The organism is Microbacterium sp. WHRI 7836 (assembly GCF_040223885.2).
Taxonomy (GTDB): Bacteria; Actinomycetota; Actinomycetes; order Actinomycetales; family Microbacteriaceae; genus Microbacterium; species Microbacterium oxydans.
The window spans coordinates 231,252-247,702 of sequence record NZ_CP168171.1 but is presented as its reverse complement, the minus strand read 5'-3'; the positions used below and the strand labels follow the sequence as shown (position 1 = coordinate 247,702).

Genomic DNA, 16,451 nt, shown 5'->3' with positions numbered 1-16,451 from the left:
CACGAGAAATCGAGGTTCAACGATGAGTTCTGGATTCAGGTCATTGCCCGAGGCGATCAAAGCGGAAATCGACAGCCTCGGTGAGGTGCAGTTCGTGTTTGGCGCAGTGAGAAACTTCTCCGATCAGCTCCTGGCTGATTGGACTGGTCGCCTCGAACTGGAGGAGGTGGGCGACGACGAGTGGATCGGCCTCCCCCCTGCATCGACTGGCCGATGGTCCAAATGGAACGTCAACGGTCGTGAGATCGTCCGTCGCGATCTGCCGAAGGTCTTCCGCTCATGGACCACGGAGGCTCCGAACTTCAATGGCAACGGGACTCACGCGATCACCCACTCTCGGGAGGTATTTCGGAAGCAGCGCCTCTACGGACAGCAGATCGAGGCAGCGGTTACGCGTCGTGATGAGCCGCGTGACTCCCTGGTCGGCACCGTCCTGCTGACGCTCCAGGCACCCTATGACGAGGACACCGAGCAGGCCTACCTCTACGCCGCTTCACTCGCCAGAACGTGGTTCGGTTCGGCCACCGCCTACAGCCTCGGTGAGGCAGGCATCCCACAAGTCCCCGACCAGATGGTGAGTTGGGACTTCCTGCCCGACGGCACCGTCGAGGAGATACGCGAGGCGGTTGTGAAGAAGTTCGGCGGGTCGGCTCCCCCACAGGAGATCGAGATCATGATCGACCGCTTGGAGAAGGTTCAGTCACTCGCTCCGGAGAAGCGGCTGGTCGGAACCTCTGGCCTCCAGCGCTACATCGGCTACCAGTTTGGCGACGACTTCGTGGCCTTCGAGAATCCTCGGGTCGGGAACGCGCTCTACCTGATGTACGGGGATTGGCAGAGCCTGAGCCAGCTGTCGCGATCCCAGCTCCTCGCGTCAGGAGAGGGAGACTTCGATCGGATCATTCACACCGCGCGCTGGTTCGAGCGACTCCGCCTCGCGGTCTACAACTACCGGCACAACTGAGGCGAGTTCATCGGTCCGAGCGGAAGCCACCGTGCGGACGTGCGTTCCTGTTGTCAACCGGCCAGCCCTATGTCGGGGGCGGACCCACCTCCATGGGCGACCACTCCCCCTCGTTCTCGTCCGTCGAAGCCAGCCCGAAAAGGAGGATGTCGAGGTACCGCCGGGTCTCCTGCACGAGCTGCTGGAGCATCGGGACTACGTCGAAGGTCTTGTCCTCGTGGATGAGTTGCACCTTGATCGCGGGGCGCAGGATCATCTGCCCCACCATCTGGATTGGTGTTCCGGCGTGGATCGTCCCGAGCACCACGCCATCACCGAACTTCACGTCGTTCTTCATTTCAACGCGCGGGAGTGCGGGGGTGGCAGGGTCCTCATACTGGAACGAGCCGCCGAGATTGACGCCCTCCAGATCGGCAGTCACCGTCAGGATGTCCCGGTGTTTGTCCTGAATATCGAGGTCGTGGAGGATCGAGAGCAGTGACACCTGACCGGCTGGAACGTAGGTGAACGGTTGCATCAGCCGGAGTCGTTCCTGGAGTTCGGGGTCGATCTCGCCTACCCAATCGCTGACGGCCTTCTTCCACTGCTTCTCTTCGGTGCAGATCGGGAAGTAGACCGACTTCGGGCGGGCGGGCTCGGCGTCTTTGAAGTGAGCCATACCCCAGGCAACCGCGTCGAACGCGCTTCGGAGGTTATGGAGCGCGTCTCCGAGATCGAGCGACCACTCGTGCTTGGGAATCCCCTTCGGAACCCGGGCCACAAGGTCGATGCCCATGCGGTCCTCGCGCAGTACGGCGTCTACCGAGACTGGAGCGCTTGCCTGCCACTCTCCGAACTTCGACTGCAAGGTCGCCACATGCGAGTTGCCTCGGCTCCACTTGAGGTCGGGCCAGGTCGTGAAGTTGACCCCACCAAGAAGCCGGATCGGCTCGGCGGGCGGTGTAGCTTCCTCGTCTGCGCGCGCGTCGTCATTCACAAGACCAGCATGGCAGTTGACCCCGACAGCTCCGGAGCGTCGCCGGGGACGCTCCGCGGGGCCTTCCTTGACCTCGTGAGGATGCGCCGGTATTCGTGGGGGGTCCGGTCCTCTCAGGTCGCCGGAGAGGCTTCCGTCACCGCGTGCCACCCGGACACGACGAGGCCCTCGGTCGCCTGAGCGATACCGAGGCCTGTCGCGATGCCGAGGACGCGGCAAGCGCGTTATCCCGGCGGGCCTGTCACACGGTCTGCGTGCCGACCTCGAACGTCTGGTCGAGCTTGCGCACCGCCTCCGCCGTGTCCGCGTTCACCACCGGTTCGGTGTTCGACGCCATCAGCGCCGCGAAAACCCTCGTGGTCGGCCTCGAACAGCGCGGTGAGCCCGCCACCCGTCTGCGCGCCCTCGATGGTGTCCTTGATGACTTCGCGCCACGCGGCCTGCTCGTCGAACTGCGCCTAAGCGTCGCGAGCGATCACCGCCTGTGGGTGGCCGACCTCGACCAGCGCGTCGAGCACGTGCTCGGGGATGCCCGCCACGACCGCCGCGGGGTCGTCCAAGCGGAGCACCTCGGGCATCACCTCGGCGTTCGCGGCGATAGCAGCGAGGCGCTCGGGCGTGGCTCCGTGCATCACCTCCGCCAGCGTGCGCCCCGAGGCGATGAGCCGGTCCAAGAGGCCCAGCTCTCGCACCTGCACCGCGATCTGGTCGGCGGTCGTCGGGGTCAGCCCCGCGATGACCGACGCCCGGTTGGCGTACGGGGCCTCCGGCTCGGCGGGGATGGAGTTGAGGAGCGCCCCGCGAGCCTCCATCACCCCGAGGTGCTTCCGCGTCGTGCTCGCAGTGTTCGTGCGCTCCGTTCATGGAACTTGACCGCCGTGGCGGTGTCCGCGCGGAACTTGCTGACTGCGGCCACGAGGGCCGACTTGTTTACTGCCATTGTGTTTCTCGATTCCCTGGACGGGGCTCGCGCCCCTGGGTGGGCCGGTCTGACGGATCGCAGACCGGGGTCTGGATCCGTTGCGCAGCGCTCCGAAGAGCGACCTCGAACGGGAACTTGGGGAGGGTAACGACAGGGCTAGAAGTAAGCCTGCCGAGCAGGGAGGAGGACGCCCCTCCTCTTGCGCCAGCACCTATCGGTGCGGGAGATCAGCCCTCGAAACGCTCCCGCAGTGCCGGGTCGAGGGCGATGTCGCCGAAGGATGCCGTCCACGCGCCGTCGACCGCGATGGACTGCCCCGACAGGTACGGCGCCTCGTCGGAGAGAAGGAACGCCGTGAGCGCGGCCACCTCTTCGGCCCGGGCGATCCGGCCCATGGGCGGTCCTTCGGCGAGGGCACGTTCTTCGGCGGCGGGGTCGGCAGCCCGGGCGATCTGCGCCTCCAGATGCGGGGTGCGCACGCCACCGGGGGCGACCGTGTTGGCTCGTATGCCCAAAGCGCCATACGACACGGCCACGCTGCGGGTGAGCGCGTCGATGCCGCCCTTGGTGAACTCATACGCGGCGTGGTCGGTGAAGCTGGAGCGTCCGTGGATCGAACCGATGTTGACGATGGCGCCCGCCACACCCTGGTCGACGAATGCGGAGACCGCCGTCGAACAGCCCCAGATGTAGCCGAAGCCGTTGATGTCGAGCACCTCGCGCACCACGGACTCGTCGAGCTCGTGCAGGGGCGTCCGTTTCGTGATGCCGGCGTTGTTGACCCAGCCGGCGAGTGGGGCTCTGGCGCGGGCAGCAGCAGCCGCGCGCTCGTGCGTCGAGCGATCCGACGCGTCACCGAGCACTACCTCGGCCACGATGCCGTCTTCGACCGTGCCCGAGCCCGCAGAGCGCTCGAGCCCGACCACGATCCATCCGTCAGCCGTGAGGCGCTCTGCGATGGCACGGCCGATTCCCTTGCCGCTGCCCGTCACGACGACGCTGCGCGCAGAACCTGTCATGTCAGTCCCTTTCGAATCGGAAGACGGCGGGGTCCAGAGCGAAGCCGAGTCCCGTGGCATCTGTCGGGCGAACCAGGCCCTCGAACGACGGACCGCCGAGGATGAACGACGGCGCGGGGTCGTACGGATTGACTCCTCGCGCGAACGTCTCCACGCCGATCCCGAGGTGTGCGGTGACCTCGGGATACACGTGCCCGGAGACCGGGACACCGCGCTCAGTCGCCCACGCGATCATCTCCCGAGCGGGCGTCACACCACCGATCGCCACGACGTCGAGCCGCAGCGCCTCGACACCCCCGACCTCGACCAGCGCTTTCAGCACCGCGGGATGGGTGACCTCATCGCCGACGGCGACCGCCAACCCCGACTCCCGGCGGATGCGCGCGACACCTGCCGCGTCTTCCGGCAGCAGCGGGTCTTCGAGCCATGCGAGCTGCGGGTCGCCCCACTGCCCGATCTCCGCGAGCGCGGTGTCAGCATCCGGCCAGCCGAAACCCACATCGACGACCAGCCCTGTGTCAACGGGCAGCTCTGCGTTCAGAGTCGCCAGGAGTTCTCGCATGTATGCCGGATCCGGAATGCGCGAGATCTTCACGTTCGTCCATCCAGCAGCCTGCGCGAGAACCTCGTCGGCGACCTCCCGCGGAGCCCGGTCCGCAGACGGGTAAGCGGCGACCAGCATCGACTCCCGGGGAGCATCACCGGTGCCGAGCAGCTTCCACAGCGGCATGCCCGCGCGCCGGGCGGCAATGTCCCAGAGGGCGATGTCGACCAGCCCCAGGGCGCGCCGCACCAAGCCCACCCGGCCGACGATGGCACTGCCGCGCAGCATCCGCTCCCACGCCGCCGCGGGGTCGTCGGCATCCGCACCCACCGCGTGCGGGGCGACGAGACGGTCGACGATCTCGGCCATCGGCGCCTCCCGCGAAAGGCAGTACGCCATCCCGGTCGTTCCGTCATCGGCTGTCACCTGCACGGCGGAGTACTCTCGCCGCACGACTGTCATCGCGCCGAGCTGCAGTGGCGCAGGGAGCGGCAGTACGGCGGTGGCCGTGTCGATGCGCGCGATCGTACTCATTCGGGCTTCTTCGCCAGGGGCACGCCGTAGTCCACCATGAAGCCACCGTCGACATACAGCGTCTGCCCGTTCATGTAGCGCGACTGGTCTGAGACGAGGAAGCTGACCGCGGCCGCGATCTCACTCGCCTCCGCCAGGCGCTTCGCGGGGATGCGCGACAGGATCGTGTCCAGGCTCAGCGTCCCCTGCTCGACGCCCTGACGGAAGACGCCCGTGTCGACGTAACCGGGCGCGACAGCGTTGACCCGCACACCGCGCGACGCCCACTCCGCTCCCGCCGTGGAGGTGAGCCCGATGACGGCGGCCTTGGTCGTGGCATACGGCGCCCGCCCCGCGGAGCCGCGCGAGGAGATGGAGGAGATGTTGACGATGCGGCCCTCACCACGGTCGAGCATGCGCTTCCCTGCGGCCTGGAGCGCGGAGAACACCCCGTGCAGGTTCACGTCGACGACCGCGGACCACTCATCCCACGTGAGGTCTTCGATGCCACGGTGCCGCTGGATCCCGGCGTTGTTCACGAGCACCTCGATGGGCCCGAGCTCCGCCTCGATCTCACCGAAGACCCGGTCGACCTCGGCGTGGTCGGTGACATCGAGCTCCCGCCACAGGATCCCGGCGGGGTTCTCGCCCGCGGTCAGCCCGGGGACGCGGTCGGTCGCGACGACGAGGTAGCCGTCCGCGGAGAGTCGCTGGCCGATCTCCCAGCCGATGCCGGCGGATCCTCCGGTGACGATGGCGACGGGTGCCTGACTCATGCGTGCTTCTCCTCAGTCATACGTTTGCTATAGCAGTCTACGGCCGCTCCCGTCGCGATGTTCCAGCCGAAAGCCTCGAAGTAGGTGGAATATCGCGACCGGAGCTAGGCCAACAACCCGGCCACCACCGACACGGCATGGGACTCCAAGAGCTCGAGGGCGCCGGGAGCCAAGGGCGTCTGCCAGGACTGATAGGCGCCGCGGTCGTAGGCCTCGCGGGTCGGGAGGTACACGAACCCCGGGCCGTTCGTCAGGTTCATCACCACGATCGGCGTCTGGGGGAACCGCTCCCGCAGGGTCGTCTGCAGCCGCGAGTAGGCCTCACCCGGATGCCCCACGATCACGGCGTCCCCGAGCCGCCAGGCCCACACCGGATGCGACACGGTCGGCCCCTCGATGTAACCGTCGCGGAGGTTCCGCGCTCGTCCGAGGCGCTCCTCCCGCGAGCGCGGGTCGATGTCCTTCCACTCCTCGGCGAGTTCGTCCAGGGTGGGCAGGTCGCGCAGCGGCAGCTCGACGGCCGAGACGACTCCCGCCGCCTCCTCGCCGCCGTCCGCCGGGGTCCCTGTCCAGATCGCGAGCGGAGCACCCGACTCCACGACACCGTCCAACGTCAGCTCCTCGCCGGGCACAGGCAAGCCGTCCAACGCCGCGAGCACCGCGTGCCCGAGCGCGCGTCCGTGCCGGTCGGCCACCGCCACGTCGCCGGTGTACTGCTCCCGCGGGGCCAGCTCGCCCGACGCCCCCTGCACGAACAGGCACGGTGCACCGGTCGCGGCCTCCACGATCTCGCGCATCGCGCCGACGTAGTCCGGCGACACCTCGCGGTTCTGCCAGGCCAGGGTCGTCGGATGACAGGCGTAGTTCACCAGCGTCGCCCGCACCTCCCCGTCGACGCTGATCCGGCCGATGGTCACCGTGTCGTCGGCGGTGCCCTGGGGGTTGTAGCCGACGAGCGCGCGGCCTTCGAGGTCGAGCTCGCGCTCCGCCGCGAGGGTGCAGGTGCCCGTGGTCCACTCGATCAGTCCAGGCCGGGCGGTCTCCAGCGCCTCGCGCCCGGCCGCGATACCCGCGGCGGACAGCGCCTCCAGGTACCCCGGGATGAGCTCCCCGCCCGGCAGATGCGCGTCCGCGGCGCACAGCACGGCCCCGGCGTGGGTGTGCGAGAGCGAGAGCATGATCTGATCGGGTTCGAAGCCCAGACCGTCGAGGATGGCGCCGCGCACGCCCTGCTCGTCGGCGACTCGGCGCCACCACGTGCCGTCGACGGCGAGGAGCACCCGGGGGCGTCCGTCCGCGGCCACCACCGCGAGCGCGGTCAGCTCGAACGGCCGGTGCGCCCCCTCGGAGCGCTCCCAATCGGCCGGGCCCCAGTTCTTGGCGCGGATGCCGACGGGCGGCGTGATGTCGCGCCGGGCGACGCCGATGCCCGCCTGCGTGCGCGGGATGCGGATGCGGTCTCCGAGGTGCGTCGCAGCTGCCGTGTCGTTCACGCGTGGTCCTCCCTGATGTCCATGATGCCGTCCGTCACGCGCTCGTCAGCACGTCTGCGATGACGACGCGCGGTCCGGCCTCCGGTAGCGCCGTCTCGACGCCGCGCTCGACGGTGTCGCTGTAGAGCAGCGTCGACGGCTCGGCGAATCCGTCCGCCAGCCGTAGTCGTCCGCCGACGAACTGGCTGCCGGTGACGCGGGCGTGGTTGACGCCGGTGCCGATGTCGAGGTGCGCCGCGCCCTTCGGCACCGTCGAGGTGACCCCGCTCACCCGCCAGGTGACGACGCCGGCACCGGCGGCCCTGCCCAGCAGAGCCCCGTCCGTGCGCTCCGTGGAGAGCTCGACCCCGTCCAGGGCGATGAGCTGGTCGCGCACGGCGGTCGCGCTCAGGCGCACGTCGCGCACGGATCCGCCGCGGATGGTGACCTTGGCGGCGCCGAGCTCGAAGGGCGCACCCGGCGCCGGGCCGCTGAGGCGGCAGTCCACGAACTCGACCGGACCCGACCCGCGAGCCTTGACCCCGTCGATCCCGGTGATCGTGCAGTCCACGAAGCGCACAGGAGCCGTGACCGGGGTCTGCACGAGCACCTGGTCCTTCGGCAGCGCGAAGGTGGAGTCCGAGATCACGGTCGGTCGCGACGAGCGCTGCGACCGTTGTCCGATCGCCAGAAGTCCCGCAGTGCACCCTCGCACCTGGGCGCCGTCTGCGTTGATGGTCATGGACGCCTGCGGATCGAAGGTGGAGCGGCCGATCACGCGCACGTTCTCCAGCGTCAGATCGCTGATCTTGGTGCCGGCGACGAACCAGGAGCAGACGTGGTCGCGCACCGTGATGCGCTTGGCGGCGGTGCCCCACTGCGCGCCGGAGTTCGCGATGTCCATCAGACCCGAGTTGCCGATGAAGGTGAGGTCGTGCTCGTACTGCCCGTGCGTGGTGAACGGGTTGCCGCCCTGGTCGTCACCGTCGCCGTGGCAGTTCTCGACGATGCAGTAGGCGCTGGCGGTGAGGTCGTTCAGGTGCCGGGCGTTCGACGACGTGCAGTCGCTGACCCGTCCGTAGAGGCTGTAGATCTGCTGCGTGAGGTAGCCCGCGCCACCGTAGAACACGGTCGGCGGGTTCTCCACCGAGCAGCGTTCCGTGGTGAAGTGCGTGTTCCAGCGCCGCATGATCACGGGCCACCAGGTGCGGCTCGCGTGCACGTCGGCGACGTCGCAGTGGATCGCGTACTCGAAGGCGATCGGGTGGGAGCCGGTGAGCTCCCGAGAGTCGGGGAAGGAGCCGTCGGTGGGGCCGTCGAAGGGTCCGGCGCCGAGGAACCGCATGTTCGCGATGCGCACGCCAGCGACCGGTTCCATCTGCCGCCAGATGAGCTTCCGACCCTTATCGAGCGGCCAGCCGTTGAGGTAGTCGATGCGGATATGGGTGCCGTCGATCTGCTGTGTCACCTGCACGAAGCGCTGGAGTTCGCGCTCGTCCGCCCCTCCGCCGGCGACGGGATCGCACTGCAGCGCCCACCAGGAGTCGACGGGGAACCGGGACGCATCGGGCACGGAGACCGCGTCGGTCAGCTCGGGCCAGGCGTCGGCCAGCGCATGCTCGACCACGACGTCCTTCGACACCCCGGTGAAGAACATCACGGCGCCGAACGGGTTATCGTGACTGTTCGGCTCGATGCCGTCGGTCGTGATGACGTGTCCGCCGAAGTCGATCTCGAGGTACGACCGGCTGAACCGGTGCCGCCGCTGGAACAGCAGGTCGGTGCTCGCCTCGATCCGGCGGATGCGGGGATCGTTCACCATCGCCGCGAGCGCATCGTCGGCCGCGGTCTCCGGTCCCGCGATGCCGAAGACCCGGAAGTCGACGGTGCCGTCGTGCTGCAGCAGCCAGCGGCTTCCCCGCTTGCCGGCGATGACCGTACCGCCGTTCGCTTCGATCTTCGCGTTCTCGGCGCCGACGTAGACGAGCAGCCCGGCGTCGCCCGGCGTGCGGTACCCCGCGACGATCGCGACCTCACCGTCGCGAGCTCGGAGGCGGGACAGCTCGGCGACGGACTCCGCTCGCGTGAGATCTTTCGCACCTGCCACGACGGGGGCCGCCTGTGCGGGCGCCGTCACGGCGAGGGAGCCGGCCGCACCGAGTGCGACCGCACCGAGTCCTGCCATGAGGGCACGGCGACTCGAGGAGCGCACGGTCTCCTCCGGCACCAGGGGAGTCCGCGCGGTCATGAGAGCTTCTTCTCGGCCAGCAGCACCTCGGCGGGAACCGTGAAGTCCGCTCGCCGGCTCAGCACGAACGCGATGGTCGCCCCGAGCAACGTGAGTGCGGAGATCAGCAGCAGCCCCCAGATCGCGGATCCCGTGGTCTCACTGATCCACCCGATCGCATACGGCCCCGCGAAACCGGCGAGGTTGCCGACGGAGTTGATGAACGCGAGTCCGGCCGCGGCCGCCGTTCCCGTGAGCACCATGGGCGGCAGGCTCCAGAACAGCGGTGTCGTCGAGAACAGCGCCGACATGCCGACGCACAGGGCGGCGAGCGCGAGCACCGGTGTGCCCTGCGCCGCGACCGCGGCCATGAGCGAGAGAGCGGTGATCGACAGCGTGATGCCGATCTGCAGCGGGATGTTGCCCTGCTTCCTGGCGGCACGCTCCCACGGCAGCATGACCAGCGCCGCGCACAGGTTCGGCAGCGCGACGAGCCAGCCCGTCGTGGTGTTGGAGAAGTCGCCCATGCTCTTGACGATCGTCGGCAGCCACATGCCCAGCCCGTACGCACCGAACACGACGCCGAAGAACAGCACGATCAGGGTCCACAGACGCCCGTTGCTGAACACCTCGCGCAGGCGCAGGCGCCCGTGCTTCTGCTCGGTCGCCGCGGTCTCGACAGCCAGGGTGTCGGTGATCCAGCGCTGCTCCGTCTTGTCGAGCCAGCGCGCGTCCTGCGGGCGATCGGGCAGCCAGAAGAAGACCACGAAGGCGAGGAGCACGGCGGGGATGCCCTGCAGCAAGAAGACCAGCTGCCAGCCGTCGAGCCCCCACATCCCGTGGAGTTCGAGCATCCAACCCGACAGCGGTGCGGCGACGGCGTTCGCGATCGGGTTCGACAGCACGAACACGACCAGCACCTGGGTGCGGTATTGCCGGGGGAACCAGAGCGTGAGGTAGAGGAGCACCCCGGGGAAGAACCCGGCCTCGGCGATGCCCAGGATGAACCGCGCGATCGCGAACTGCGTCGCATCCTGCACGAACGCGGTGAGGGCGGCGACGAGCCCCCAGGAGACCATGATGCGGGCGATCCACTTGCGGGCGCCGAACCGCTCGAGCAGGAGGTTGCTCGGCACCTCGAAGAGCAGATAGCCGATGAAGAAGATGCCGGCGGCGAACCCGAAGGCGGCCTCGGTGATCTGCAGCGCGGCCGTCATCTCGAGCTTGGCGAACCCCGCGTTGTTGCGGTCCATGTAGGCCACGAGGTACAGCAGCCCGAGGAACGGGCCGAGGCGCCAGATGGCCTTCTTCATGGCGGAGGCTCCGACCTCCTCGGGTGTGCGCGTATCGGGGGCGGTTCGGGTCCCGGACATGACAACTCCTTCGTCATCGGTGGATAGGCTTGCTATAGCATCTAGCAAATCAGGCGCCGTGTCCACCCATCGACGAAATGCCATAGCATCGATCGAACGATTGCGCGCCCGCTCGACCAGACGGCACCGCGGATCGAGAAGGGCAACCGAATGCGCAGCGTCTCGGATCAGAACATCGCCGAACAGGTGGCAGACGAACTGCGCACGGCCATCCATTCGGGAGAACTCGCCCCCGGCGAGCGGCTGGTCGAACGCAAGCTCGCCGATCGACTCGGTGTCAGCCACATCCCCGTGCGCGAGGCCCTGACCCGGCTGGCGGAAGAGCGCCTCATCACACGGGAACCCCGCCGCGGTGCACGCGTCGCTCAGCTCAGCGCACAGGACCTCGAGGAGATCTCCAGCCTGCGGATCGTGCTCGAGCAGTTCATGGCCATCCGCGTGCAGGAACGGTGGAACCAGGAATCCGCTGCGCGGCTCGGGGTCATCATCCAGTCCATGGCCGACGCCGCCCCTGGCGACATCGCCGAGGTGCTGCGCCAGGATCGCCTCTTTCACGAGACGCTCGCCGACCTCGCCGAGCACCGATTCCTCGACGAGGTGAGCGGCCAGCTGCGCGGTCGCATCACGGGCTTCATCCAGGCGGCCAACTCCGCGCTCGATCCCGCCGAGCAGGAGGAGCATGTGCGCAGCCACCAGCAGATCGTCGATGCGATCGCGAGCGGCGACCCCGAACGGGCACGCACCGTGATCGCCGAGCATGTCACCAGGGCCGTGCAGCGCATCACGCCGTCCGTCTCGGCCGAGTGAGCCGCACCATGACACCGAAGACCATCGTCCTCACCGGAGCCTCCGACGGCATCGGCGCCGCCGCCGCACGACAGCTCGCAGGACCTGCCCACCGCCTCATCCTGGTCGGCCGCTCCGCCGAGAAGACCCGCGCCGTCGCCGAGGAGACCGGAGCCGAGTGGTTCACCGCCGACTTCGCCCGACTCGACGACGTGCGGGCGTTGGCCGGGAAGATCGCCGCCGCCGTGGGGGACACCGGCATCGACGTGCTGGCCAACAACGCGGGCGGCATCTTCGGCGATCGCACTCCGACCGTCGACGGCTTCGAGAAGACCATGCAGGTCAACCACCTGGCACCGTTCCTGCTCACGAACCTGCTGCTTCCGCGGCTGCTGCGGGCCGGAGGTGCGGTCATCAACACGTCGAGCGTCGCCCATCGCCTGTTCGGACACCTCGATGTCGACGACCTCGACAACACCCACCGGTTCAGTCCGAACAAGGCTTACGGGGATGCGAAGCTCGCGAACGTGCTGTTCGCCAAGAGTCTGCACACGAAGTTCCACGCCGACGGACTGAGCGCCGTGGCGTTCCACCCCGGCACCGTGCAGACGAACTTCGCGTCGGACTCGTCGAGCATCATGCGGCTGCTCTACCGCACGCCACTCAAGCACCTCATGCTCATCGGTGCAGACAAAGGCGGCGCGACCCTGCGCTGGTTCATCGAGGGAACCCCCGATGAAACGTGGTTCTCCGGCGCCTACTACGACGAGCGTCAGCTGACCGCGAAGGTCAATCCGCAGGTGAACGACGCGGCTCTCGCCGAGGCGCTCTGGCAGCGCAGCGCCGAGCTCGTCGGCCTCCCCGCCGCTTAGGCCCGCCCCCTCGCCCCGCGGGCGGGAATCACCCTTCTCGCACCCTGGTCCACGGAATCGCCATATACTTGCCATGGAAAGTAAGCCAGTGGTCGTGGAAAGGATGCGCCGTGGACCTGCATCGGCTCTTCGATGATGTGATCCGCTTCGAGATGGAGATCTGGGAGGCGGTCGACCGACGTCTCCGCGCCGAGCATTCCCTGCCGCTGAGCTGGTTCGAGCCTATGCGGGCCATCGACAGGATCGAGAACTGCCGGGCCTCCGACATCGCGACCGAGCTCTCGATCACCGAGGGCGGTACCAGCAAGCTGGTCGCTCGCATCGAAGCAGCGGGCTACTGCGAGCGCACACCGAACCCCGACGACCGACGGGCCTCGTTCATCACGCTCACGCCGGCGGGCAAGGACATGTTGACGATCGCGACCGATACCTTCGACAGAGAGCTGGAGCCGTGGTTCCAGAGCGTCTTCGCTGCCGACCTTGAGCACTTCGCCACCACGCTCGCCACCCTTCGGGTGCGCAAGCCCGTACCGACGACAGGAGTCACCCCATGACCGAGATGATGCGCGCGATCGTGCTCGACACACCGGGCCCCGCGGAGGCGCTCACGATCCGAGAGCTGCCGATTCCGACACCGAGCGAGGGCTGGGTGCTGATCCAGGTGAAGGCGTTCGGCCTGAACCGCTCCGAGCTGCACACCCGGCTCGGCCTCGCGGAGGGCGTCACCTTCCCCCGCGTGCTCGGCATCGAGGCAACGGGCGTCGTCATCGACGCACCCGGTGGCGAATTCACCCCCGGGCAACAGGTCGTGGCGGTGATGGGCGGGATGGGACGCACCTACGACGGCGGATACGCCGAGTACACCTGCGTCCCCGCGACCCAGGTCATCGCTTTCCAGAGCAACCTCGACTGGGGCACCCTCGGCGCCGTTCCGGAGATGCTGCAGACCTCCTACGGATCGCTCACCGTGGGGCTCGATGCCCAGCCCGGCCAGTCGATCCTGATCCGCGGCGGCACCTCGTCGATCGGGATGGCGACCGCGGTGCTCGCGAAGCAGCGCGGAATGACGGTCTTCTCGACCACACGCAACCCGAACAGGGCCGACGCCCTCACCCGCATCGGCGTCGACCATGTGCTGATCGACGACGGCGACGTGCAGGCGCAGGTCAGAGCGATCCTGCCCGACGGCGTCGATACGGCCCTCGAGCTCGTCGGAACACCCACCCTGCCGGACACGCTCCGCTCGACCCGCGTACACGGCGTCGTCTGCTTCACCGGGATGCTCTCGAACCAGTGGACCGTGAAGGACTTCTACCCGATCGAGTACATTCCCCGCGGCGTGCGCCTCAGCGCCTACGGCGGAGGCGCGGCCGACCTGCCGCCGACCGTGCTCCAGGGCTTCCTCGACGCGGTCGCGGCCGGCGAGGCCACCGTGCCGATCGACCGGGTCTACGCGTTCGACCAGATCGCCGAGGCGCACACCGCGATGGAACAGGGCACCGCCGTCGGCAAGCTCGTCGTACTCACCGGCCTCTGACCCGCCGGCGCCGCAGGCATCCGCGGCCCGCCGAGTGCACGGGTTCTCGCCGAGTGCACGGCTCCTTCACGTCGAGAAGCCGTGCACTCGGCAACATCCGGTGCACTCAGCGCTGGGTCGCGGGGCAGGTCGCAGGGGCAGGTCGCGGGTCCGGGTCAGACCACGAGGTTGGCCGTGTCCACCACGCGCGGGCCCTCCGTGGGGAAGGCAGTGCGAGTCACACCCGACTCGACGTTGCCGGTGTGAAGCAGCGTGGACGAGCCCCCGAACGCGGTGTCCGTCAGCTCCAGCGCTCCGCCCTCGAAGCGGTTGCCTACCGCGCGGTAGTGGTTGGTGCCCTTCGTGACCGAGACGTGCGTGGCCGAACCTTCGGCGCGGAAGGTGCTGTCGCTCAGCGTCAGGTGCAGCTCGCCGTCGCCGGTGCGTGCGACACCGATGCCGCCCTTGTTCGCGACGTCCGATCCCGCGATCTCGACCGCCTGACGCTCTGCCCTCGCTGCCGCGATACGCACGTTGCGGAGCGTCGCTCCCTCGAAGCGCAGCCGCTCGGCCGACGACACGACAGGCGCCGCATCGTCGGCGGCGGTGAGCGTCGAGCCGCGGAACGTGACCGCGCCCGCACCGGTGATCTTCATGCCGCCCACCCGATCGAGCACGGTGTCGACGAAGGTGACCGGTGTCTTGACCGTGGCGTTGGTGAGCTCGCCGGGGGCAACGAACGTGAAGTGCGAATCCGTGATGGTCGTCGGCCGTGCCGAGTTGTCCGAGGCCTGCGTGATGATGAGCGTGTCAGACGCGGTGCACCCCCGCAGCTGCGCGCCGTCGGCGTTGATCCACAGCATCCCGGAGCCCGCGAGCGACGGCTTTCCGATCACCTGGACGTCTTCCAGGGTGAGGTCGGTGATGCGCACGCGCGCCACGAACCACGAGCACACGTGCTTGCGCACGGTGATGCGCTTGGCCGCAGAACCCCAGGCTGCACCGGAGTTCGCGAACGTCATGAGGCCCGAGTTGCCGGTGTAAGTGAGGTCGTGCTCGTACTGCCCGTGCGTGACGAACGGGCCCTGGTCATCACCGTCGCCGTGGCAGTTCTCGACCAGGCAGTAGGCGCTCGCGGTGAAGTCGTTCAGGTGCCGGGCGTTCGCGGTGTGGCAGTTGGCGACGTATCCGTACAGGCAGTAGATCTGCTGCGTCAGGTAGCCGGCACCTCCCCAGGTGACCGAGGTCGGGTTCTTCAGCGTGCAGCTCACGGTCGAGTAGTACGTGTTCCAGCGCCGCTGGATGAGCGGCCAGAACGTGCCCGTGCCGTCGATGTGGTCGACGTCGCAGCGCACCGCGTACTCGAACGCCAGCGGGTGCGAGCCGGTGTACTCGTCGGTGCCGGTGCCGAGGAACTTCAGGTTCGAAACCGTCACGTCCTGCACCGGCACGACCCGTCGCCAGGTCATCGTGCGATCCTTACCGAGCGGCCAGCCGTTCTTGTAGTTGATGCGGATGTGCGTGCCGTCGACGATCTGCGTCACCTGCACCATCCGCTGCAGCTCGCGCTCCCAGCGACCCGACAGCGCGTTCACCTCGGCGGCATACCAGTCCCCGACCGCGAAGAACGAGGAGTCGGCGACCGGGAAGATGTCACCGAGGTCGGGCACGACCTCGCCGAGCTTGGCCTCCTGCACGGCATCGGTCACCTCGCCGCGGAAGAACATGACCGCTGCGAACGGATCGTCCTTGCCGGCGTTCTCGATGCCGACGGTGGTCATGAGGTGTCCGCCGAAATCGAAGGCGATGTTCGATCGGGAGAACTTGTGGCGACGGATGAAGTTGAGGGGGCTGTGCCCCTCGACGCGATGGATGCTCGCGTCGTTCACCATGGCGTCGAGGGCGTCGTCGGCGTTGACGCTCGCATCCATGATCCCGAACATCCGGAAGTCGACGACCCCGCCGTGCACGAGCACCCACGCTCCGCCCTTGGGGCCGGCGAGCACGGTGCCTCCGTTCGCGGCAGGAGCGTCCTTCTTCACGAAGCGGTACAGCCCGGCGCCGCCATCACCCGGCGTCGCGTACCCGGCCGTGCGGGCGAGGTCGCCGTCCTTGCCCTTCCGGTTCGCGAGCGCTACCGCCGTACCGCCGTTGGCCACGCTCTTCGAGCCCGAGGAATCCTGGGGTGCCACGGGTCCGGCCGCCTGCGCCGGTGTCTGCGTGGTGACGGCGGCCACGCCGCCGATCGCGGCCGCCCCGAACCCCGCGAGCAGCATGCGCCGACTGCGCAGGACCGCGGTCTCGTTCCTCTCGCGCGCCGACGGGTCCTGCAGCGTCATGTCCGCATTCAGGGTCGTGCTCATCTTCCGGGTGGTGCTCATCTTCCGGGTGGTGCTCAATTTCTGGGCCATGCTCATCCTCCTTGCGGCGTCATCACCGCGGTCAGGCGTCCGGCTGATTGCCGGGCCGCATCATCCGATCGATCCCCAGT

The 16,451-nt window shown here is 68.3% G+C and carries 14 protein-coding genes; 5 read left to right on the top strand and 9 right to left on the bottom strand.

Annotated elements, in window-relative coordinates:
* The first annotated feature begins 43 nt into the window (after positions 1-43).
* Positions 44-964, top strand: coding sequence for a hypothetical protein (locus ABRP18_RS01160; RefSeq protein WP_374168960.1), 921 nt, complete (start codon positions 44-46; stop codon positions 962-964).
* Between the two features lie 67 nt (positions 965-1,031).
* On the opposite strand, the gene ABRP18_RS01155 is transcribed toward ABRP18_RS01160, so the two are convergent.
* The 8 genes from ABRP18_RS01155 to ABRP18_RS01120 form a co-directional block, all read right to left on the bottom strand.
* Positions 1,032-1,940, bottom strand: coding sequence for a hypothetical protein (locus tag ABRP18_RS01155; protein WP_349885300.1), 909 nt, complete (start codon positions 1,938-1,940; stop codon positions 1,032-1,034).
* Between the two features lie 458 nt (positions 1,941-2,398).
* The gene (locus ABRP18_RS01150) at positions 2,399-2,755 is read right to left on the bottom strand and encodes a hypothetical protein (RefSeq protein ID WP_349885299.1); all 357 of its coding nucleotides are present in this window, start codon (positions 2,753-2,755) and stop codon (positions 2,399-2,401) included.
* A gap of 334 nt (positions 2,756-3,089) precedes the next feature.
* Positions 3,090-3,881, bottom strand: a complete 792-nt coding sequence (locus ABRP18_RS01145) for an SDR family oxidoreductase (protein ID WP_349885298.1) — start codon at positions 3,879-3,881, stop codon at positions 3,090-3,092.
* 1 nt (position 3,882) lies between these two features.
* Positions 3,883-4,959 carry an enolase C-terminal domain-like protein gene (locus ABRP18_RS01140; protein ID WP_349885297.1) on the bottom strand — a complete coding sequence of 359 codons (1,077 nt, stop codon included), beginning with the start codon at positions 4,957-4,959 and terminating at the stop codon, positions 3,883-3,885.
* On the bottom strand, positions 4,956-5,714 hold the full coding sequence (locus ABRP18_RS01135) for an SDR family oxidoreductase (protein WP_349885296.1): 759 nt from the start codon (positions 5,712-5,714) through the stop codon (positions 4,956-4,958). The genes ABRP18_RS01140 and ABRP18_RS01135 overlap by 4 nt, the downstream gene beginning before the upstream one ends.
* Before the next feature lie 104 nt (positions 5,715-5,818).
* Positions 5,819-7,207, bottom strand: a complete 1,389-nt coding sequence (locus tag ABRP18_RS01130; protein WP_349885295.1) for a hypothetical protein — start codon at positions 7,205-7,207, stop codon at positions 5,819-5,821.
* Positions 7,208-7,241: 34 nt separating this feature from the next.
* Positions 7,242-9,434, bottom strand: coding sequence for a peptidase C14 (locus ABRP18_RS01125; protein ID WP_349885294.1), 2,193 nt, complete (start codon positions 9,432-9,434; stop codon positions 7,242-7,244).
* The gene (locus ABRP18_RS01120; RefSeq protein ID WP_046748138.1) at positions 9,431-10,786 is read right to left on the bottom strand and encodes an MFS transporter; all 1,356 of its coding nucleotides are present in this window, start codon (positions 10,784-10,786) and stop codon (positions 9,431-9,433) included. Before ABRP18_RS01120 ends, ABRP18_RS01125 begins: the two co-directional genes overlap by 4 nt.
* A 150-nt stretch (positions 10,787-10,936) precedes the next feature.
* Here ABRP18_RS01120 and ABRP18_RS01115 point away from each other — a divergent pair, with 150 nt between their 5' ends.
* From ABRP18_RS01115 to ABRP18_RS01100, 4 genes are all read left to right on the top strand, one after another.
* Entirely contained in the window at positions 10,937-11,593 is a 657-nt protein-coding gene (locus ABRP18_RS01115; protein WP_349885293.1) for a GntR family transcriptional regulator, read from the top strand.
* Between the two features lie 8 nt (positions 11,594-11,601).
* The gene (locus tag ABRP18_RS01110; protein WP_349885292.1) at positions 11,602-12,444 is read left to right on the top strand and encodes an SDR family NAD(P)-dependent oxidoreductase; all 843 of its coding nucleotides are present in this window, start codon (positions 11,602-11,604) and stop codon (positions 12,442-12,444) included.
* A 110-nt stretch (positions 12,445-12,554) separates the two neighbouring features.
* Entirely contained in the window at positions 12,555-12,998 is a 444-nt protein-coding gene (locus ABRP18_RS01105; protein WP_349885291.1) for a MarR family winged helix-turn-helix transcriptional regulator, read from the top strand.
* Entirely contained in the window at positions 12,995-13,981 is a 987-nt protein-coding gene (locus ABRP18_RS01100; protein WP_174799740.1) for a zinc-binding alcohol dehydrogenase family protein, read from the top strand. Before ABRP18_RS01105 ends, ABRP18_RS01100 begins: the two co-directional genes overlap by 4 nt.
* Before the next feature lie 155 nt (positions 13,982-14,136).
* On the opposite strand, the gene ABRP18_RS01095 is transcribed toward ABRP18_RS01100, so the two are convergent.
* On the bottom strand, positions 14,137-16,371 hold the full coding sequence (locus ABRP18_RS01095; RefSeq protein ID WP_349885290.1) for a peptidase C14: 2,235 nt from the start codon (positions 16,369-16,371) through the stop codon (positions 14,137-14,139).
* Positions 16,372-16,451: the final 80 nt, after the last annotated feature.

What these genes read in the sequence shown, in the direction of transcription:
- ABRP18_RS01140 (WP_349885297.1), bottom strand. Translation starts at nt 4,959, where the DNA reads ATGAGTACGATCGCGCGCATCGACACGGCCACCGCCGTACTGCCGCTC.
- ABRP18_RS01135 (WP_349885296.1), bottom strand. Translation starts at nt 5,714, where the DNA reads ATGAGTCAGGCACCCGTCGCCATCGTCACCGGAGGATCCGCCGGCATC.
- ABRP18_RS01145 (WP_349885298.1), bottom strand. Translation starts at nt 3,881, where the DNA reads ATGACAGGTTCTGCGCGCAGCGTCGTCGTGACGGGCAGCGGCAAGGGA.
- ABRP18_RS01115 (WP_349885293.1), top strand. Translation starts at nt 10,937, where the DNA reads ATGCGCAGCGTCTCGGATCAGAACATCGCCGAACAGGTGGCAGACGAA.
- ABRP18_RS01125 (WP_349885294.1), bottom strand. Translation starts at nt 9,434, where the DNA reads ATGACCGCGCGGACTCCCCTGGTGCCGGAGGAGACCGTGCGCTCCTCG.
- ABRP18_RS01100 (WP_174799740.1), top strand. Translation starts at nt 12,995, where the DNA reads ATGACCGAGATGATGCGCGCGATCGTGCTCGACACACCGGGCCCCGCG.
- ABRP18_RS01110 (WP_349885292.1), top strand. Translation starts at nt 11,602, where the DNA reads ATGACACCGAAGACCATCGTCCTCACCGGAGCCTCCGACGGCATCGGC.
- ABRP18_RS01120 (WP_046748138.1), bottom strand. Translation starts at nt 10,786, where the DNA reads ATGTCCGGGACCCGAACCGCCCCCGATACGCGCACACCCGAGGAGGTC.
- ABRP18_RS01095 (WP_349885290.1), bottom strand. Translation starts at nt 16,371, where the DNA reads ATGGCCCAGAAATTGAGCACCACCCGGAAGATGAGCACCACCCGGAAG.